General features: G+C 45.2%; 17 protein-coding genes and 2 pseudogenes. 9 read left to right on the top strand and 10 right to left on the bottom strand.

Annotation, left to right across the window (positions count from 1 at the left end):
* Positions 1-60: 60 nt before the first annotated feature.
* Positions 61-1191, bottom strand: a pseudogene (locus V7K45_RS04610) (type IV pilus twitching motility protein PilT); the annotation flags it as partial.
* A gap of 97 nt (positions 1192-1288) precedes the next feature.
* Entirely contained in the window at positions 1289-3295 is a 2007-nt protein-coding gene (locus V7K45_RS04605) for a GspE/PulE family protein (RefSeq protein WP_335000828.1), read from the bottom strand.
* A 482-nt stretch (positions 3296-3777) separates the two neighbouring features.
* Between V7K45_RS04605 and grpE the strand changes: the two genes are divergently transcribed.
* The 6 genes and pseudogenes from grpE to V7K45_RS04575 form a co-directional block, all read left to right on the top strand.
* Complete coding sequence (gene grpE / locus V7K45_RS04600; protein WP_335000826.1) at positions 3778-4524, top strand: nucleotide exchange factor GrpE; 747 nt, start codon at positions 3778-3780, stop codon at positions 4522-4524.
* 226 nt (positions 4525-4750) lie between these two features.
* Entirely contained in the window at positions 4751-6709 is a 1959-nt protein-coding gene (dnaK, locus tag V7K45_RS04595) for a molecular chaperone DnaK (RefSeq protein WP_335000824.1), read from the top strand.
* Between the two features lie 693 nt (positions 6710-7402).
* On the top strand, positions 7403-8530 hold the full coding sequence (gene dnaJ / locus V7K45_RS04590) for a molecular chaperone DnaJ (RefSeq protein ID WP_322668135.1): 1128 nt from the start codon (positions 7403-7405) through the stop codon (positions 8528-8530).
* The gene (locus V7K45_RS04585; protein WP_442941958.1) at positions 8530-8784 is read left to right on the top strand and encodes a sulfurtransferase TusA family protein; all 255 of its coding nucleotides are present in this window, start codon (positions 8530-8532) and stop codon (positions 8782-8784) included. The genes dnaJ and V7K45_RS04585 overlap by 1 nt, the downstream gene beginning before the upstream one ends.
* Positions 8781-9902, top strand: a complete 1122-nt coding sequence (gene rsgA / locus V7K45_RS04580; RefSeq protein ID WP_335000819.1) for a small ribosomal subunit biogenesis GTPase RsgA — start codon at positions 8781-8783, stop codon at positions 9900-9902. The genes V7K45_RS04585 and rsgA overlap by 4 nt, the downstream gene beginning before the upstream one ends.
* Before the next feature lie 98 nt (positions 9903-10000).
* A pseudogene (locus V7K45_RS04575) lies at positions 10001-10450 on the top strand (Uma2 family endonuclease); the annotation flags it as partial.
* A 187-nt stretch (positions 10451-10637) separates the two neighbouring features.
* On the opposite strand, the gene V7K45_RS04570 reads toward V7K45_RS04575, so the two are convergent.
* On the bottom strand, positions 10638-10784 hold the full coding sequence (locus V7K45_RS04570; protein ID WP_335000817.1) for a hypothetical protein: 147 nt from the start codon (positions 10782-10784) through the stop codon (positions 10638-10640).
* 376 nt (positions 10785-11160) lie between these two features.
* On the opposite strand from V7K45_RS04570, the gene V7K45_RS04565 reads away from it, so the two are divergent.
* A complete protein-coding gene (locus V7K45_RS04565) occupies positions 11161-12750 on the top strand; it encodes a glycoside hydrolase family 57 protein (protein WP_335000815.1) in 1590 nt (529 codons plus the stop codon).
* Positions 12751-12807: 57 nt separating this feature from the next.
* On the opposite strand, the gene V7K45_RS04560 is transcribed toward V7K45_RS04565, so the two are convergent.
* The 5 genes from V7K45_RS04560 to petC all read right to left on the bottom strand — a co-directional run bounded on the left by V7K45_RS04560 (position 12808) and on the right by petC (position 16608).
* On the bottom strand, positions 12808-13494 hold the full coding sequence (locus V7K45_RS04560; RefSeq protein WP_335000813.1) for a Uma2 family endonuclease: 687 nt from the start codon (positions 13492-13494) through the stop codon (positions 12808-12810).
* 15 nt (positions 13495-13509) lie between these two features.
* Positions 13510-13635: a hypothetical protein gene (locus V7K45_RS04555; protein WP_335000811.1), complete on the bottom strand. Its 126-nt coding sequence runs from the start codon at positions 13633-13635 to the stop codon at positions 13510-13512.
* 30 nt (positions 13636-13665) lie between these two features.
* On the bottom strand, positions 13666-14733 hold the full coding sequence (locus tag V7K45_RS04550) for an SDR family oxidoreductase (protein WP_335000809.1): 1068 nt from the start codon (positions 14731-14733) through the stop codon (positions 13666-13668).
* 138 nt (positions 14734-14871) lie between these two features.
* The gene (gene petA / locus V7K45_RS04545) at positions 14872-15873 is read right to left on the bottom strand and encodes a cytochrome f (RefSeq protein WP_335001039.1); all 1002 of its coding nucleotides are present in this window, start codon (positions 15871-15873) and stop codon (positions 14872-14874) included.
* A gap of 195 nt (positions 15874-16068) precedes the next feature.
* Positions 16069-16608 (bottom strand): cytochrome b6-f complex iron-sulfur subunit, encoded by a 540-nt coding sequence (gene petC / locus V7K45_RS04540; RefSeq protein ID WP_292816980.1) that lies wholly within the window; start codon positions 16606-16608, stop codon positions 16069-16071.
* A gap of 229 nt (positions 16609-16837) precedes the next feature.
* Between petC and V7K45_RS04535 the strand changes: the two genes are divergently transcribed.
* A complete protein-coding gene (locus V7K45_RS04535) occupies positions 16838-17146 on the top strand; it encodes a DUF3067 family protein (RefSeq protein ID WP_185585129.1) in 309 nt (102 codons plus the stop codon).
* A gap of 136 nt (positions 17147-17282) precedes the next feature.
* Positions 17283-17849, top strand: coding sequence for a hypothetical protein (locus tag V7K45_RS04530; protein WP_335000807.1), 567 nt, complete (start codon positions 17283-17285; stop codon positions 17847-17849).
* 587 nt (positions 17850-18436) lie between these two features.
* Here V7K45_RS04530 and V7K45_RS04525 read toward each other — a convergent pair.
* Both V7K45_RS04525 and V7K45_RS04520 read right to left on the bottom strand, forming a co-directional pair.
* Positions 18437-18766, bottom strand: a complete 330-nt coding sequence (locus tag V7K45_RS04525; protein ID WP_335000805.1) for a hypothetical protein — start codon at positions 18764-18766, stop codon at positions 18437-18439.
* Positions 18753-19124: a hypothetical protein gene (locus V7K45_RS04520; RefSeq protein ID WP_335000803.1), complete on the bottom strand. Its 372-nt coding sequence runs from the start codon at positions 19122-19124 to the stop codon at positions 18753-18755. The genes V7K45_RS04525 and V7K45_RS04520 overlap by 14 nt, the downstream gene beginning before the upstream one ends.
* Positions 19125-19166 lie beyond the last annotated feature (42 nt).

Below are 19166 nucleotides of genomic sequence, written 5' to 3'. Positions count from 1 at the left end.
TCAAAATTCAAAATAGTCAAGGAGATGAAGCATATTTCATCTCCCCTATCCCCAATTTCTTTAATGTGCTTTGGCAGCCGCACCAGGTTTCGCACCTGCTGCCTGCGGTGGTACAGAAGTACCGATGAGACGTTGAATTTCATCAGGCTTAGAAGTCTTAGACATCGCCGCTTCAAAAGAAATCGTTCCTGCTTTGTAAAAATCAGCTAAAACCTTCTCCAGAGTTTGCATTCCCAATTTGCCGCCAGTTTGAATCGCTGAGTAAATTTGAGATGTTTTGCCTTCTCGAATCAAGTTAGAAATAGCAGGAGTGACAATCAGAATTTCTTGAGCCATCACCCGGCCATATTCACCGGGTTTAGGGTTTTTCTTGGACACCAAGGTTTGACTAAATACCCCCACCAATGAGTTAGACAATTGCACCCGCACTTGGGTTTGTCTTTCATGGGGGAAAACGTCAATAATCCGGTCAACAGTTTGGGCGGCGGAACTAGTGTGTAGCGTACCAAATACCAAGTGTCCTGTTTCCGCTGCGGAAATCGCCAAAGAAATCGTTTCCAAATCACGCATTTCCCCCACCAGAATAATATCTGGATCTTCCCGCAAGGCTGCCTTCAAAGCATTAGCAAAGCTCTTAGTATCTTCTCCTAGTTGGCGCTGGTGAACCAAGCTTTTAATTGGTTCATAAACAAATTCAATCGGGTCTTCCACCGTTAAAATATGCTCTGCTTTGGTGCGGTTAATCAAGTCAATCATTGCCGCTAGAGTAGTTGTCTTACCAGAACCTGTAGGGCCTGTCACCAGAATAAGTCCTCTGGGCTTATCGCACATTTCCCGCACGATATCTGGCAAGCCTAATTTTTCAAAGTTAGGAATCTTGGAACTTAATGCTCGTAAGCAAGCAGCATAAGCACCACGCTCTTTATAGACATTGACCCGAAAACGAGCCAAACCCTTAACACCATAAGAACAATCCAACTCCCAAGTCTGCTCTAAGGTTTTACGCTGGGTATTGTTGAGCATACTAAAAATCAGCCTTTGACATTGATCGGCTGTCAATACATGCTCACCTATAGGGGTAAGTTTGCCACTGATGCGGAAGTAGGGAGGCAAACCTGCGGATAAGTGCATATCCGAGCCACCCATTTCAATCAACTGCTCCATCAAGTCTTCAATCATCATTTCCATAGTTTTGCTTCCTTTTAATGTTTTTTATTTGTCATTTGTCAGTTGTCCTTTGTCCTTTGTTTAAAGTTACTAAGCATCAACTAATGACCAATGACTAGTCTTAAAACCGAGCTGTCATACAGTAAGGACAATCCAGCCATTCTTGTTTCAATGTGGCATCGCAACTCCGACAGGTAAGACCAGTCTTGCGTTTGGCTTTTAACTCTGCTTCCAAGCCAGTATCAGTAAACGTCACTCGTTCTACTTCTTCTAGAGTGGTGGAACCTTCACGCACTAAGTCCAAACTGTAAGCCAGCAAGGTTTTCATGCCCTCTTCTATTGCCACTTCTTTGATGCGTTCTGTGGGTGCATCTTCGTTGATCAGAGTTTGTAGGTTTTCGGTGACTCGCATGACTTCATAAACACCACAACGCCCTTTGTAGCCGACACCATTACATTTTGGGCAAAGGTGATTTTTGGCTTTGGCATCTGCGATCGCATCTAATGTCAAGGTGTTAGCTTTATAGAAGGTGACTCCCACATCAGAGGAAGCTGATAGACCATAACGAGCTAGTTCCTCAGTTGTGGGAGTGTAGGGGACACGACATTCAGAACATACACGCCGGACCAAACGTTGAGCTAGAACGCCAATTAGGGAACTAGAAACCATGAAAGGCTCAATTCCCATTTCTCCCAAACGAGCGATCGCTCCTGGGGCATCATTGGTATGTAAGGTAGTTAATACTAAGTGACCGGTCAAGGCAGCCTCAATCGCTGTTTTTGCCGTTTCCTTATCCCGCGTTTCACCCACCAGTAGTACGTCTGGATCTTGCCGCAAGAAAGCCCGCAACGCAGTAGCAAAATCTAATCCTTTTTCCCGAATCACCTGTACTTGAGTAATCCCTGGAAGACTATACTCAATTGGGTCTTCTACAGTACTGATATTAATTCCGGGATCGTTCTTTTCAGAGAGTGCAGAATACAGCGACGTTGTTTTCCCAGAACCAGTTGGCCCAGTTACCAAAATTAGCCCAAAGGGACGGCTAACCATATCCTTGACAATATTCAAAGTCTCTGGATCGGTAATTAACTTATCTAATCCCAATTGGGTGGAGGAGTTATCTAAAATCCGCAGTACCACCTTTTCCCCGTAGCGACTGGGTAAGGTATTCACCCGGAAATCCACCTTACGTCCCTCAAACATCCGCCGGATGCGTCCATCTTGGGGTAGACGGCGTTCAGCAATGTCTAGATTGGAGATGATTTTAAATCGGGCTGTCACCGCTGGGATGATTTTTTTGGGTAGGGGATCGAAAGCTTCGCGCAGTACCCCATCCTTCCGAAAGCGAATGCGTAAGTTTTCTTCTTGCGGTTCGATATGAATGTCAGAAACACCCTCATGCAAAGCTTTAGCCAGGATTCTGTTGACTAGGTTGATGACTGGGGCATCCTCCGCACCCTTCATCGCTGCCCCTAGATCGGCCTCCATTTCTTCAGGAGCATCTGAAATATCGAGATTTCCGAGGTTTTCTAAATCCTGATTAATATCTGTAAACTTTTCTTGTTCCAGATGCTTCTGCTTAACAGCCATTTCATCCAAATATTGGTTGATGAGCTGTTGGTAATCTTCCTGAGTAATCACCATACGCTGCAAGGCCAAACCTTGAGGGCGCAAGATGCGGTTCAGGTCATCGGAAGCTTCTAGATTATCTGGAGCGACCATCGCCACTAAAACTGAGGGCGGGGTTTGGTCTTCGTGTTTCGATAGTGGTACTAAACGATGGCGACGGCAGATATCTACTGGGATGAGGGTTTCAATCAGGTTCCCCATCATCGTGTTGCCAACGGAATTGACTTCTGGATCGAGGAATTCAACTCCGTATAATATTTTCAGTTCAAATAGCTGCTGTTTTTTGTATTGCCTGAGTAACTCAGGCGATAGTTGTTGCCCAGTGATTGACTCTAATACTTCTGTTAAGGGCCTGCCAGATTTGCGGCTTTCAATTAATGCCTGCCTCATCTGTTCGGTATTGACATAGCCAGATTGCACTAGCTTGTTGCCGAAGGGCGAAAACTCTGTTCTAGTAGTTAGAGCGGTACTGCGCCGTTGTGGTGACGAGTAAGTCATAAATGAGCGAATGAGTAGGGGGAACCTCTGCTTAAAGTATTCCCCTACTGTGAGACAGAATTCTCATTTGCCAAAAAAGTCCTCAGTCACCTAAACAGTGCTGAGTAACGAGTGCTGTTAGCGGAAAGCTAAGGTTTAGCCCGTGCTGAGTCAAAAAAGTAATAATTGCACTGGCTCAACGCCCTGCTAACGGCACTCATCACTCCTGAAGTCGCTTTGCTCCGAATTCAAAATTAAAGATATTTTCAAATAAGATGAGGGGCGAGTCTTATTCAGCGCTACTATTGCAAATTACTCGTTCGGGTTCCCGCCTTAGTAGCGTCTGGGCTAACGTGTTCACCATTTGTCACAATAAGAGGACGGTTATATCACTTCCAGAAACTTCTCGGCAATAAAATCAGCCTCAGTGGCACGTCGTGGATGACGACGGTTGCAAGCTGTGGAGATACACTGCCATAAATAGGATCTGGAATGAATAGACAATGATCGATGAAAATAAACAGATAAACAATACAAGCCAGCAATTGGGTGAACCAACAGAGGTAAAGCAAGCAATGAAGAGTGACTTCCCAGCCCAAACTAATTTCAATGAATCTGGCAGCGAGGTGACAGAGCAAGTGGCAGCCCAAACAAATATATCAGGTGATACTGCTGTCAATTCAGAAAATAGCGTCGCTGCAACTGAGAAAACTGGAGTGGAAACAGCAGCTTTGGCAGAACTGACTCAACAAATCGAGTCCGTCAAAACGCAATTAGAAGAGCGTAGTACTCAATATATGCGGATTGCCGCTGATTTTGAGAATTACCGGAAACGCACTAGCAAAGAAAAAGAAGACCTAGAGTTGCAGGTGAAGCGGAATACGATTTTGGAATTGCTACCAATAGTCGATAATTTTGAGCGGGCGCGATCGCACCTCAAACCGCAGTCTGAGGGCGAAATGACCATGCACAAAAGTTACCAAGGCGTTTACAAACAATTAGTAGATAGCTTGAAACGCTTGGGTGTATCACCAATGCGTCCCGAAGGTCAAGAATTCGATCCTAACCTGCACGAAGCAGTAATGCGGGAACCTACGGATGAACATCCTGAAGGAACAGTGTTAGAAGAGTTAGTGCGCGGATATTACTTGGGCGATCGCGTGCTACGCCATGCAATGGTCAAAGTAGCTGCTGCCAAGGAAGATACACCTTTTGCACCAGAAGATCAGTCGAGTTCAGCCAGCAGTTAAGCTGTAGTCGCTCGCCTCACTGACCTCAAGTGCCTGGGTTATAGCAAGGACGAGCATCGCGTACCTAAACTTAGACAAGGCTTTGGATAACTCTCTGTGTTTCAATTTCTTGATTGCTACCAGCAACAGAGGTTCCACAGACGTTATCCGCTAGCCTTTGTTCTTAGCAAAAAAGTTATTCCGCGACATATTACAGCAGAAATATTCAGTAAAAATACTGGCAAATATGGGAAAAGTTATTGGGATCGACTTAGGCACTACTAACAGTTGCGTCGCAGTTTTGGAGGGTGGTCAACCACTTGTGATCTCCAATTCTGAAGGTGGACGAACTACTCCAAGTATTGTGGGATTTGGGAAGAGTGGCGATCGCTTGGTTGGTCAATTGGCAAAGCGCCAAGCCGTAACCAATGCTGAAAACACAATTTACAGTATTAAACGATTCATCGGACGGCGTTGGGAAGATACTGAAATAGAACGCGATCGCGTCCCCTACAACTGCATCAGAGGTCGAGACGAGACTGTTGATGTCCAAATTCGCTCAAAAAATTATACGCCACAAGAATTATCTGCGATGATCCTGCAAAAGCTGAAGCAGGATGCGGAAAACTTTTTGGGTGAGGAAGTCACTCAAGCAGTGATCACCGTACCAGCATATTTTACAGATGCCCAAAGACAAGCAACTAAAGATGCTGGCACAATTGCTGGACTAGAAGTCCTGCGAATCATTAATGAACCAACAGCTGCGGCTTTAGCTTTCGGATTGGAAAAGCAAGACCAAGAGCAGCTAATTTTAGTATTTGACTTGGGAGGCGGTACTTTTGACGTATCGATCCTGCAACTTGGGGATGGCGTTTTTGAAGTTAAAGCGACTTGTGGTAACAACCACTTGGGTGGAGACGACTTTGATAATGCGATCGTCCTTTGGATGATGGAACGTTTCCAAGAACAAGAGAAAATCGACCTTTCCAAAGACAAAATGGCGCTGCAACGCCTGCGGGAAGCTGCGGAAAAGGCAAAAATTGAACTCTCCAGTATGGTGAATACCTCCATCAACTTGCCCTTTATCACAGCTGATGACACCGGGCCAAAGCATCTGGAGATGGAACTCAGTCGCTCTAAATTTGAAGAACTCGCCGCGAAATTAATTGAAGCGACCATCGAACCACTGATCCAATCACTCAAAGATGCGGATCTCAAACCAGAAGCCATTGATCGAATTATTTTGGTAGGTGGTTCTACCCGTATTCCCGCAGTTCAAAACGCGCTAATTAAGTTTTTCAACGGCAAAGCTCCCGATCGCTCCATCAACCCTGACGAAGCTGTAGCATTGGGAGCAGCTATTCAAGCAGGTGTGTTGGGTGGCGAAGTCGATAATCTCTTACTACTGGATGTCACCCCTCTGTCCTTGGGAATTGAAACTTTGGGTGAAGTGTTTACCAAAATCATTGAACGCAACACCACAATTCCTACAAGTAGATCGCAAGTTTTTTCCACCGCAGTTGATGGGCAAACCTCAGTGGAAATTCACATCCTCCAAGGTGAACGGGCGATGTCACGAGATAACAAGAGTCTCGGCAAGTTTCTGCTCGCAGGAATTCCCCCATCTCCCCGTGGCGTACCGCAAATTGAAGTATCCTTTGAAATCGATGTCAACGGCATCCTGAAGGTTTCTGCCCAAGATAAAGGTACAGGTAGAGAACAGAGTATCAGGATTACCAATACAGGTGGTTTGAGTAGCAACGAAGTCGAACGGATGCGCCAAGAGGCCGAACTTTTTTCCGAAGAAGATAAAAGACGTAAAGAACTGGTTGAACTCAAAAACCAAGCAGATAATTTATTGTTCAGTTATGAATCTACGATCAAGGATAATAGCAACTTTATCGGCGAGCAGATGAAAACCTTGGCCAGTGAAAAAGTTGAACAACTCCAAGCAGCAATGATTGACTCCAGCATTTCCACAGTGGAATTCAAACAGCGCTTAGATGACTTCCAACAAACCTTGTTTGCAATTGGTGCTGATGTTTACAATCGAGCTAACAGCCAAACTGATGAGATTGAGGGGAGTTCATCTGGTCACTTTACCCCAGAAGTAGACTCACCAATGAATGGCACACTAATACCACAATTCAACTTTGATTTTGATGAAGAAAGTACAGCTCAGGCTGATTATGAGGCGATAGATTAGGGTTTGGGCATTGGGCACAAGAGGCAGAGGGGCAGCACTTCTCTACGAGAGGCTTCGCCAACGGCTACGCTCAGTGACCGAGGGGCAAAGGGGCAGAGGGGAAAAACTTACTGCAACTTCTCCTCTGCTCCTCTGCTCCCCTGCTCTCTTCATTTGCAAATTTTTATTAAGATATTTTAATATATTTAAATATTTCACGAAGTTTCACAAGACCCCAGTCGTTTGCTAGATTGTAGAAGCAAATTACTTTGGGCTAGGCAATGTGCAAGTTCAGAGCCAATCCAAAGCTAAGGGTGGTTTTCCACACCTAATGGTGCGGCTAGCCCCTCTGGTTGATGGGCGAGGTTTTCCTCTCCTACGTAGCACAATTGTAAAAGAGACAGCCGACTCGGCAGTGAGAAGTCTGAGCAGAGGCTTCCCCTGTTCCTAACTTCTATAGCTTTTGTCGTCTCCCACGAGGAAAGCACCTGTTGCTCAAGATTTGTCGGTGATTTTTGTAAAAGGTAAAGGGTAAAATCAGTTATTAACAAAAATTAATTTTATCTTCTGCCTACCTTCCGGCAAGCCGCCCTCTAACAGGATAATGTGTTGCTCTATCTGTAGCCAAAACACTTAATCCATAGGGTAGCAAGTGACCGTGAATGACGTTCTACTGACTTCAGCTTTCTTCCTTCTAACTTTTACCTTTGCTATATGGCCCGCGACTATTATGAAATCCTGGGTGTCTCTCGTGACACTGACAAAGAAGAAATCAAACAAGCCTATCGCCGTCTAGCCCGGAAGTATCACCCAGATGTGAACAAAGAACCGGGGGCGGAGGATCGCTTTAAAGAAATTAACCGCGCTTATGAGGTACTCTCAGAACCCGAAACCCGCGCTCGTTACGATCGCTTTGGTCCAGAGGGTGTATCGGGTGCTGGCGCGGGCTTTCAAGATGTCGGCGATATGGGTGGTTTTGCCGATATCTTTGAAAGCATTTTTAGTGGCTTTGCTGGCGGTATGGGTAATCCCACCCAACAAAGACGCCGCAGTGGGCCTGCGAGGGGTGATGACCTGCGGCTAGACCTGAAGTTAGATTTTCGGGAAGCGATATTTGGCGGCGAAAAAGAAATTCGCATTTCCCATCTAGAAAATTGTGAAGTTTGTAGCGGTTCTGGTGCTAAACCTGGAACCCGCCCTCGGACTTGTTCGACTTGTGGCGGTTCGGCTCAAGTACGGCGTGTGACTAGAACACCCTTTGGCAGTTTCACTCAAGTATCAACTTGTCCCACCTGTAATGGAACAGGGATGGTAATTGAAGATAAGTGTGACGCGTGTGATGGTAAGGGCGCAAATCAAGTCACAAAGAAACTCAAAATTACCATTCCAGCAGGGGTGGATAATGGCACGCGTTTGCGGATTTCTAGTGAAGGAGATGCCGGTCAACGTAGTGGTCCTCCTGGGGATTTATACGTTTACTTGTTCGTAAATGAGGACGAGGAATTTCAACGAGATGGGATTAATATTCTCTCGGAAATCAAAATTAGCTACCTGCAAGCGATTTTAGGTTGTCGGTTAGAGGTAGATACAGTAGATGGGCCAGTAGAACTAATCATTCCAGCTGGAACTCAGCCGAATACAGTGATGAAGTTGGAAAATCGCGGTGTACCGCGCTTGGGTAATCCCGTAAGTCGTGGGGATCACATGCTGAACGTATTAATTGATATTCCCAATAAAATCACCCCAGAGGAGAGGGAACTGCTGGAGAAGCTAGCTAAAATTAAGGGCGATCGCACTGGTAAAGGCGGCCTAGAAGGATTCTTGGGAAATTTATTTAAGTGATGATGCCCTCTGTTTTAACTCCCGATGCTCAACTTGATTTACGCGGCACCCCTTGCCCGATTAATTTCGTGCGGACAAAACTACGTTTGGAGAAAATGCCATTGGGAGGTTTGCTAGAAGTCTGGTTAGACCCTGGCGAGCCGATTGAGCAGGTTCCTGATAGTCTGACAATGGCAGGTTATCAGGTGGAACAAATTACAGACTGCACTAGTTATTTTTCTCTGTTAGTGCGCCGTCCAGTTGCTAGCCAATGACAGGGGAAATTTTTGCTGCAACTGGACAGTTATTGGGTACGGTGGTGGCTGTACAAGCTAATTTTTACCGAGTACAGATGGATCGAGAGGCAGGGGAGCAGAAAAGCAGGGAAGCAGAGGAGAAACTGGATTTAAATGCCTCTTTGCCCTCGCCTCCTCTGCTGCTTTGTACTCGGCGAACACGCCTGAAAAAAATTGGACAACAGGTGATGGTAGGCGATCGCGTTGTGGTAGAAGAACCAGATTGGGCTGGGGGACGGGGTGCGATCGCTGATGTTTTACCTCGCCAAAGTGAGTTAGATCGTCCGGCGATCGCCAATGTCAACCAAATCCTCTTGGTATTTGCCGTTGCCGATCCACCTTTGGAACCTTATCAGTTGAGCCGATTTCTGATTAAAGCTGAGTCTACTGGTTTGGATGTGCTTTTATGCTTGAATAAAAGTGATTTAATTTCATCGCAGGAACAACAACAAGTTAGCGATCGCTTGCTAGGTTGGGGCTATGAACCGATATTTATCAGCGTTAAAGATGGTATTAATACCGACCAAGCAGCCAGATATTTGAGCAATAAAATTACTGTAATCGCTGGCCCTTCCGGTGTGGGTAAATCCAGCCTGATTAATACGCTGATTGACTCTCTTCAGCTGCGAGTCGGAGAAGTTTCTGGAAAACTAGCTCGTGGTCGTCATACCACTCGCCATATAGAATTATTTGAGTTGCCTAGTGGTGGTTTACTGGCTGATACTCCCGGTTTTAATCAGCCTGATATGGATTGTATCCCAGAAGAATTAATCCATTATTTCCCAGAAGCCAGAAAGCGGTTAGCAGTTGCTAGCTGTCGGTTTAGTGATTGTCTGCATCGAGACGAGCCTGAGTGCGTTGTGCGGGGAGACTGGGAACGATACGAACATTATTTAGAATTTTTGGACGCTGCGATCGCCCATCAAACACAGCTACACCAACAAGCCGATCCAGAATCCACCATGAAGTTAAAAAGCAAAAGCAAAGGCAAAGGGCAGAGTCAATACGAACCCAAGTTAGAAAGTAAAAAATATCGCCGGATTTCCCGAAAGACTCAGTTACAAGACTTGCAAGAGTTATATCGGGATGAGGAATAAGGAGTGCGATGTCTAGGGTGGTCACTGAGCGCAGCCGAAGTGCGGGCTGCGCCTACACATTGATAATGCAAAGGTTGGTGACGATAGCATAGATACGGGTTGTGTGGCAAGAAGACGGCAAATACCCCAATGTGATTATTGAGCTATTATCTAATTCCACTGCCTCGGTTGATAAAGGTTTGAAAAAGCAAATATACCAAAATACATTTCGCACTCCAGATTACTTTTGGTTTGATCCAAATAACCTAGAATTACAGGGATTTCACTTAGTTGATGGGCAATATCAAGACCTTGTACCCACTGATTCAGGTTGGTTGTGGAGTCAGCAATTAGGGCTGTATTTGGCAGTATATTTGGGCAAATTACGCTTCTTTACACCAGATGGACAGCTGGTAATGTTGCCAGAGGAAGAATCAAATCAACAGTTAGAGCAGGTAAATCAACAATTAGAGCAAACAAATCAACAACTAGAACAAGAACGTCAACGAGTCGCAATATTGGCAGAACGTTTACGAGCCGCAGGTATTGATCCTGAGCAATTATTCTAAAAAATAGAATTTTATCTCTAAACTAGGCATGGAAAAATAATGCTATGAACCAAACAATATCTAAATAAAGTCCGTTGGACAATCTCAGACTTAGAATTACGAAGCTACGCAATTAAATACCGATCGCAACTTTGCTGGCCGATCGCAAAATCACATCATCATTGTTTCTAGGTTTCGGCGTTCGAGTTCAGCATTTTTTGTATAATTCTGGCGTAGGCGTAGCCCGCACTTCTCTACGAGACGCTCCGCGTAGCTTGAGGGGTACGGCTGCACTCAGCGATCGCCGTAGGCATCGCTCTAACAACTCAACTTTACTGGAGAAGGCAAAATTCATGCATTCAAAATTGTTCGCATAGCGTCTCGTAGAGAAGAGAATTTCAGGGGTAGATTAAAACCTTTCGACTGAGCGCTCACGGCGAAGCGCGGACTGAAACTGAAACTACTCGAACGTGGCTCAAAAATAATTATTAAACTGTCAAGCCGTAAAGGTCACAAAAAGACTGTAACTTAGAAACCTGATTTTTCTACTGCAACAAGCCAACCAAAAACTAGAACAGGAATGCTAACGGGCTGAAAGATTGGCATAAGGCTTTTAAATTAATTGAAAACTGCTATAAATCTACTTTACGATCCCCATAAAGTCTTAAAATATTGTTAATTTCTGCCAAACCTCTCGACCTTCAACTTATAAGTATCACCCCAAAATCACTATGGCTATTGGCTACGTCGCGCTTGTACTCCACGCACATCTGCCCTTCGTTCGTCACCCGGAAAGTGACTACGTGCTGGAGGAAGAATGGCTCTATGAAGCCATTACAGAAACCTACATCCCTTTATTGAAAGTATTTGAAGGCTTAAAGCGAGACGGTATCGACTTTAAAATCACGATGAGTATGACACCCCCTTTAGTGTCGATGCTTCGCGATCCTCTGCTTCAAGAACGCTATGAATTACACTTAGCTCAACTAGAAGAACTTGTAGCACTAGAAGTAGAACATAATGTCAACAACGGGCATCTTCGTTATTTAGCCGAACATTACGCGACTGAGTTTAGCGAAGCGCGTCAGCTATGGGAACGCTACGGCGGTGACTTGGTGACAGCTTTTAAGAAGTTCCAAGACAGTAACAACCTGGAAATCATCACTTGCGGGGCTACTCACGGCTATTTACCGTTGATGAAAATGTATCCACAAGCAGTGTGGGCGCAAATTCAGGTAGCCTGCGAACATTACGAACAAACCTTTGGACAAGCACCCAGAGGCATTTGGTTGCCGGAATGTGCCTACTATGAAGGTTTAGAGCGGATGCTAGCTGATGCTGGGTTACGCTATTTCCTCACTGATGGGCATGGCATCCTTTACGCTCGTCCCCGTCCACGCTTTGGCACTTATGCCCCCATTTATACAGAAACTGGTGTTGCTGTCTTTGGTCGAGATCATGAATCTTCCCAACAGGTATGGTCTTCTGAGGTGGGCTATCCTGGGGCAGCTGAATATCGAGAATTTTACAAAGATTTGGGTTGGGAAGCAGAATATGAATACATCAAGCCCTACATTATGCCCAATGGCCAGCGTAAAAATACGGGTATTAAATATCACAAAATTACGGGGCGTGGCTTAGGTCTATCAGATAAGGCACTCTACGATCCTTATTGGGCTAGGGAAAAGGCAGCAGAACACGCCGCTAACTTTATGTATAACCGAGAGCGGCAATCTGAACATCTTTATGGTATAATGCAGCGTCCGCCAATTATCGTTTCGCCTTATGACGCAGAGTTATTTGGACATTGGTGGTATGAAGGCCCGTGGTTCATCGATTACCTATTCCGCAAGTCGTGGTATGACCAAAAAACATATCAAATGACCCATTTAGCAGACTATTTGCGAGATCAGCCAAGTCAGCAAGTCTGTCGTCCTTCGCAGTCGAGTTGGGGTTTCAAGGGTTTCCACGAATATTGGTTGAATGAGACGAACGCTTGGGTTTATCCGCATTTACACAAAGCTGCTGAACGGATGATTGAAATCTCGCAACTGGAACCAGAAGATGAGTTGGGGTGGAGAGCATTAAACCAAGCAGCGCGGGAATTGTTATTAGCACAATCTTCCGACTGGGCATTTATTATGCGGACGGGAACGATGGTACCCTATGCAGTTAGACGGACGCGATCGCACCTAATGCGGTTTAATAAGCTCTATGAAGACGTTAAAGTTGGCAAAATTGATAGTGGTTGGCTGGAAAAAGTCGAGTTAATGGATAATATCTTCCCCGAAATCAACTATCGCGTCTACCGTCCGCTATAGTCTCACAAAAAATAATTAACAGTAGTAGGGTGGGCATTGCTCACCCTATATTATTAGCTAAAGGCTATCTGGATCGATATTTAATTCTCGGAGTTTAGCAGCTAATCTTTGCGCTTTCTCTTCTGCGACTTGTCGTGCAGCTGCTTCTTCTTCATGAGTTAGGAGTATTTGACCCGTAGCTGGATTGTAAAAGCGCAGTTTTCCTGCCTCTAAACGCAATTCTAGCCCTAAAACTTCACTGGATAGGGACACTATACCATCTGGCAAGATATTGGTTGCCACTGGGAAATAATTTCCATCAACCAACTGTAAACCCTGAAGTTGGGGATTGAGATAATCGCCTGTGGGGTCATATTGAAAATATTCACGCACTCCCAGAAAGGCGTAAATTCCTTTCTTTGCACCTTGGTCTTTGCTGCGGGTGGTTTTTGAGGTAATCTCTAGAACAAAATTTGGGGTTTGATTATTTTCTTCCCAGGTTTTGTAAGAGCGTCTGTCACGGTTTTCCACTCCAAACACCACAAATACATCTGGTGCGACAACCGATTCTGGATAACCTTTTTCGTAGTAAATAAATAGATTACCAGCGACGTATACATCTGGGTGATTTTGAAAATAAATTTCCAGCACAGTGGTAGCGTATACGAGGCACTTGCGCTGTAAATCACCTTCAGCCATCGGCTTACCATCCTCATCTGGGTACTCAATCGGGGTAATGGGGATATACTCTACTGAGGCTGTCATTGGTGGTACCTCAACTCAACTAGGGCTAGATTCAATAATATCGCTCAAAATGCGATCGCCATGACTGGGAGGCCGAGAAATCACGAGAAATTCCAGATTGTAACCGCTAGTTAGTCCGAGTTCCTGTCGTTCAGCACCCATAAAACGCTACCAGTGCCATCCACCGAGGTTCTACGGAATCAACCGATCTGCGCGTAGTTGCTCGAACAGGTCAAAAAACGACTCGTCTGTTTTCTGGTATATGGAGAATCCGAGTTTCCGGCTCTTCGACATATCGGTCATGACTTCAATCGGACGCCCAAGATCGAGATCGGTGTGCCATGCAGACGATAGACGGCTCAGATCCGGCTCGGCGAGGCCATGCTGCTTTGCGATCTCGCGCCAGACAGCACCTTCATTCGCCATTTCGGCTTCGAGCGGATGAATTGTGCCGTCGAACCCGATGGGATCGATGCCGAACCAGTCAGCCAGCCGCCCCCACAACCATATCCAGCGGAAGATGTCGCCATTGACGACGTTAAACGCCTCGTTGTGGGCCGCTTCGGTCTTCGCCGCCCAGACTAGGTGCTTCGCCAGCACCCGCGCGTCGGTCATGTCGGAGATGCCCTTCCACTGCGCTTCAGAACCTGGCCAACGGAACGGGCGCCCGGTTTCCTTGCAGATCGCGGCATACACGGCCAGCGTCGTGCCGAGGTTCATCAAATTGCCGACTGCCTTTCCAATGACAGTGTGAGGGCGATGAATGCTCCAGGTGAAACCGTCACGGGCGGCGGCAGCATAGACCTCATCTTCCTGAGCATAATAGAAATTTTCGATGTCGAGCCGGGGCTGCTCCTCGCGCAATGGAGTTTCTGGCAGCGATCCGCCCCTGGCGTATGCATCGAATGGGCCGAGATAGTGCTTGAGTCCGGTGACGAGGGCGACGTGCTGCACTGAGTCCTTCGGTGACAGAACATCCAGCAGATTGCGAACCATCGTGCCGTTGACCCTGATATTCTCGGCCTCGGTCGCATTACGCATCCACGTCGTGATGAAGATGTGCGTCGGGGCGATGTCTGACAGCGCAGTTTTCAGGCTAGCTAGATCGAGCAGATCGGCAGCAACAGGATGTAACCGTTCCACCCCTTTTTTAAGATTTCGGGCTAACCCATAGGTCGTCCATCCATTCGCGATCAGTTCTCTCGCAAGATTGCTGCCGATGATGCCGCTCGCGCCTACAACTAAGGCTGTCTCATCCATGTCGTGTCTCCAGTAGGGAAATTTTCTATAACAATCCTAAGCCCCAAATTTCTAGGCTTATTTCTAGGCTTAGTATAAATAACATATAAAAAAGACAGGCATTTTGCCTGTCCTATAAGTAATGATTTAGCAAAGAATTTAGAAATTCATCTCAGCAGCTTGAACTTTTTCAACCTGCTTCTTCTTCAGCACAAGCATAACTTGAGCCAACATTACAAGAGCGATGAATGCAATCATCCATTTGACTCTGGAAGCGTCTTGCAGTACGATTTCTGCATCTATCTGACCGAATCCACCGACGTTTGGATTGCTGGTCAAAGCATCACCAGTCTTAACTGCTTGCCCTTCGGAAACAAGCAGGTCTGGCCCTAAAGGAATCGTATCAACGACAACATCACCCGATTCAGGTTGGATGTTTACTAAATATTTAACGTTACCGTCTCCATCTTCCTCTTTGGCAATCTTAGTAATTGTGCCAGTAGCGGAAGCGTTGTAAACAGAGTTGTTGCTCTTTTCGCCTGTGGGATAAACTTGTCCGCGTCCCCGATTACCACCTACGTGAACTGAATATTTACCGAAGTGGATGTTTTTGTCGGTTGCGGGGTTGGGAGAAAGAACTGGGAAGACGATTTCCTGATACTGTTCGCCAGGTAAAGGGCCGACGATGACGACGTTATCTTTGTCTTCGCTGTAGGGTTGGTAGAAAGTGTCGCCAACTTCTTCTTTAAGTTCTTCGGAAAGACGGTCTTCAGGAGCAATCTTAAAGCCTTCGGGTAGCATCAGTACTGCACCGACGTTCAAGCCAACCTTAGAACCATCAGCACCAACTTGCTGGGCGGACAGATCGTAGGGGATTTTCACCACAGCTTTGAATACAGTGTCAGGTAGCACCGATTGGGGAACTTCCACTTCTGTAACCTTGGCGGCTAGGTGACAGTTGGCACAAACAATTCGCCCTGTTGGTTCGCGGGGGGTTTCGGGATAGGTTTGCTGTGCCCAAAAAGGATAGGCGGCAGCTGACTGGGGAAGAGCTAGATCGCTGGTGAAGTAAAATGTCACAGTAGCGATCGCTATGAGCAATGTTTTTACAATCGCTCTAGCACTGCGAGTTAACCTCGCTGTTAGGAAAACATTTCTCATCTCTATAAGGGCGACAATTGAATTAGTCATTAGTCATTGGTCATTAGGAGTGCTGAGTACTTAGTACTTAGTGCTGAGTGCTGAGTGCTGAGTGCTGAGTTAGGAGTTAGGAGTTACTATTATCTCCTCTGCCCCTCTGCTCCTCTGCTTCTTCACTCCCTTACTCTGCACTCAGCACTCATAACTCAGCACTGATTAACCCCACCAAGGTGCATCACCTGTACGGAAGTCGGTTTCAGTCCAAGGGGTTAAAACGATTTTGTCGTCGTTGACGCTGGTATGGGCTAAAGCCAGAGACAGAGGTGCTGGCCCCCGAACAACTTTACCAGTTTCGTCATACTGAGAACCATGACAAGGACACTTGAATTTGTTCTCAGCAACGTTCCAAGGGACGACACAACCTAAGTGGGTGCAGATGGCGTTAATGCCATAATCTTTGATCGCCTCTTTGCTGTCTACCACAATATATGTAGGATCTCCCTTTAGTCCTTGGACTAGGTTGCGATCGCCTGCATTCCGGTTTTCTAGAAATTTAGTGACACTAACATCGTTACCTAACTCGTCTTTTGCCGTTACACCGCCACCAGCGCCACCTGCTGCTGGTGGAATAAAGTACTTGACAACGGGATACAATGCACCCAGAGCTACTCCAGTGACAGTCCCAAAAGTGAGCAGATTCATGAACTGACGACGCCCCATATCGGGCACGTCTGCTGATTCAGAAAATTGAGCCATAATCTACGCGCTCTTTGTGTATTTTGTTAAGCATTTTGACAAAAGTACTAATACTTGAGCAACTCTTGTCTAAGTCGAAATGCTAGCGCTCACAACGATGCCATAATTCTTTGTTCCAAGATATAAAAAGCATCTTTTCTGTTAGCATTACATTTCTTTATATCCTTATCATACTGGAGTCACGGAACTTAACATCATAACTAAATGTAAAATCTGATTGAGAAAAGCTATGACAGGACAGGAATTACGCCAGATGTTGCTTGATAAGTGGGGATATTCTTACGATGTCCAGTTTCGACGGGCACAGGGAAAGATATTTTTGCAAGTAATGTGGAAATATCTGGAGCAAGCTTCTTTTCCCTTGAGCGAGGCGGAGTACCAAGAACATCTCGATAGCATTGCCAATTATCTTCATGCCTTGGGTGGGTCAACACAAGTACAAACATTTATTACCCAAACACGCGATCGCCCCCGGCTCGGCAAAGCTGTTAGCATCCCTCTAGATTTGGGCGAACGTTCTTCGGAATGGATATTGTGACCGATTATTGCATTAACGTTAATAAATTTCTAAGTATTTTCTAGTATTTTTTATTCAAAAATACCATATCGTCCTGTATAATCCTTTTACCTTATTGGTAAGGTAAAAAACATACACGTTTTTAAGGGAAAAACAAATGGCTTTTATCTCAACATTTGAAATTCTTCTTAAGCCTCAACTTCCAAAGAGCATTACAAGTACAAGACCTGAACTTAGCCCACTAGCGAGAACAGTTCTCCAAGGCTATTTCCTAACGATTTCTAATGTCACTAATGAACTCGTATCTCTGGCCCTTGTGGTTACAACCAGAACGCCCGGACTAGAGCCTGACAAAATTCTCACTCGTCTAGATACTACTGGTATAAATGGCCCTGTAAGCAGTGATTTTGACTCTATTGACCCTAAAGGAGAGATAAAAAAGTCGCGCTTTACATTTCCCCTCAATGCTAATGATACAGGCTTATTTATTCTGCAACCGGATGCTACTAATGAGCAACTTGTAAAAGAGGCTAATTTTGAGTTGCGGGGTTATGTCGAGATATCCATTAGTTTAGTATCAACTCCTAAAACGGCTCAGTTGCTAATCACTCCTGAGCATCGAGGTACATTTTTTGGCACAGAGAGAGCCGAGCTAGGTGAGATAGCTTATGCTTTGCCTCTTGCTAATGGAAAAAGTCTATTTGAGTTAAGTAAAGATAGTTAACTCTATTTAATAGAAACTAGTTTAGAGGTTGTTTGAAAAGGGTCAGTTCGAGCCTTAAATGCAACTCAGAGAAGCGATCGCAAGTCCCTAACCCTCACGATCTCGTTCAACTTCTCGATAGCCAGAGTAGTCAAATATACCTTGGATGACTTTTCAAACATCCTTTTAGATTAAAGAGCCGACAAAAAAGAAAAAATAGGAGGTGTGCTTGAACACAGTCTCCTGATTAGCAAAAAGTGAGAGAACTCCCGGTTTGCCCATTTTTAGAGTAGTTACAAAAAAGCCTACTCAGGTTTAAAAAATTGACCAACAAGTTGGGTATGAATATATACTTATTTATTATTTAGTGTTTGTCTACAAACTCTACTATACGTTTCATTAAATTGGGTGCACTGGGAACTATTTGCAGCCTATCAAGAAGTGAGAACTAGTGTTTGAATATTATAAAAACGGAATATTCATTACGTAGTATACTCAATCCGTCTACTAAAAAGTTTGAAATCCTTGTTAGGTAAAAATAGCAGTGATTATTAATAGCATTTTATGCTTCGGCGCTAAATTTAGCCTTATGGGCTAGATTTTAAGTTTTATTTTTTGGAATTCTCTAATGCTTTTAAATCATCTAAAGTACAGAGCAAACGAGGCTTTTCAGGGTCAGTCAAATCTAGCTGCTCCCAAGATATTGTATAGCCATTGTGGATCTTGTGTGCCCCAAGGAAGTGTAAGATCCTCAACCCAATTGTCCAAGCCGATAGTCTTTCTAACACAGCAGTGGTTCCAATCAGATATTCCTGAATAACCCATTCTTTACCTTGCTGTTCGGCACGTACTTCTTCAATGCGTCCGGCGGATTTGCCAGTTGAATCCAATACTTGTTTGCCCAGTAGTAATTCTAGATGAATTTCACGAGTTGCCATGTTCTGCCCCTGGAATTCGGCTAATAATGTTTTCCCGAAGCCATTTTTCATAAGCTAATGCCGGAGTTGTGTCAGCTTCAATCTCGACTTCGACATCAATACCAACATCTCGCACTTTTGACCACGGAATTCTAAAGGGTTCACTTTGTTTAGCACCCCAGCTACTTTCAATTGCTGCTACCCACCTTCCTAAACGTGGATGAATGCGTCGTGCAAGAGTTGTCATCCCAGTTTCGATATAAGCAAGTCGTGGCGGTTCTCCATCGCGCAACTCTATGACAATTCCATCGACTTTACCCAGATGGCGGCGATCGCTGTCAACTAATTGGTTATCGAGTACATCTCTAATAATGTCCATTTTCTTTCACTTCCAGTTGATTATTAACTAGAACCCACAGCA

Source organism: Nostoc sp., assembly GCF_036917375.1.
GTDB lineage: Bacteria > Cyanobacteriota > Cyanobacteriia > Cyanobacteriales > Nostocaceae > Nostoc.
Note: the sequence above shows the minus strand (reverse complement) of the source record. Positions and strands in the feature narration are given on the sequence as shown.

Bases quoted from the DNA above. Each gene is read 5' to 3' on its own strand.
- V7K45_RS04560 (WP_335000813.1), bottom strand. From the start codon at position 13,494: ATGACAGCCTCAGTAGAGTATATCCCCATTACCCCGATTGAGTACCCA.
- V7K45_RS04520 (WP_335000803.1), bottom strand. From the start codon at position 19,124: ATGGACATTATTAGAGATGTACTCGATAACCAATTAGTTGACAGCGAT.
- V7K45_RS04570 (WP_335000817.1), bottom strand. From the start codon at position 10,784: ATGAATTTTGCCTTCTCCAGTAAAGTTGAGTTGTTAGAGCGATGCCTA.
- V7K45_RS04550 (WP_335000809.1), bottom strand. From the start codon at position 14,733: ATGGATGAGACAGCCTTAGTTGTAGGCGCGAGCGGCATCATCGGCAGC.
- V7K45_RS04565 (WP_335000815.1), top strand. From the start codon at position 11,161: ATGGCTATTGGCTACGTCGCGCTTGTACTCCACGCACATCTGCCCTTC.
- V7K45_RS04585 (WP_442941958.1), top strand. From the start codon at position 8,530: ATGATGCCCTCTGTTTTAACTCCCGATGCTCAACTTGATTTACGCGGC.
- V7K45_RS04555 (WP_335000811.1), bottom strand. From the start codon at position 13,635: ATGGGTGCTGAACGACAGGAACTCGGACTAACTAGCGGTTACAATCTG.
- rsgA (WP_335000819.1), top strand. From the start codon at position 8,781: ATGACAGGGGAAATTTTTGCTGCAACTGGACAGTTATTGGGTACGGTG.
- V7K45_RS04530 (WP_335000807.1), top strand. From the start codon at position 17,283: ATGGCTTTTATCTCAACATTTGAAATTCTTCTTAAGCCTCAACTTCCA.
- petC (WP_292816980.1), bottom strand. From the start codon at position 16,608: ATGGCTCAATTTTCTGAATCAGCAGACGTGCCCGATATGGGGCGTCGT.
- V7K45_RS04535 (WP_185585129.1), top strand. From the start codon at position 16,838: ATGACAGGACAGGAATTACGCCAGATGTTGCTTGATAAGTGGGGATAT.
- V7K45_RS04525 (WP_335000805.1), bottom strand. From the start codon at position 18,766: ATGGCAACTCGTGAAATTCATCTAGAATTACTACTGGGCAAACAAGTA.
- V7K45_RS04605 (WP_335000828.1), bottom strand. From the start codon at position 3,295: ATGACTTACTCGTCACCACAACGGCGCAGTACCGCTCTAACTACTAGA.
- dnaK (WP_335000824.1), top strand. From the start codon at position 4,751: ATGGGAAAAGTTATTGGGATCGACTTAGGCACTACTAACAGTTGCGTC.
- petA (WP_335001039.1), bottom strand. From the start codon at position 15,873: ATGAGAAATGTTTTCCTAACAGCGAGGTTAACTCGCAGTGCTAGAGCG.
- dnaJ (WP_322668135.1), top strand. From the start codon at position 7,403: ATGGCCCGCGACTATTATGAAATCCTGGGTGTCTCTCGTGACACTGAC.
- grpE (WP_335000826.1), top strand. From the start codon at position 3,778: ATGATCGATGAAAATAAACAGATAAACAATACAAGCCAGCAATTGGGT.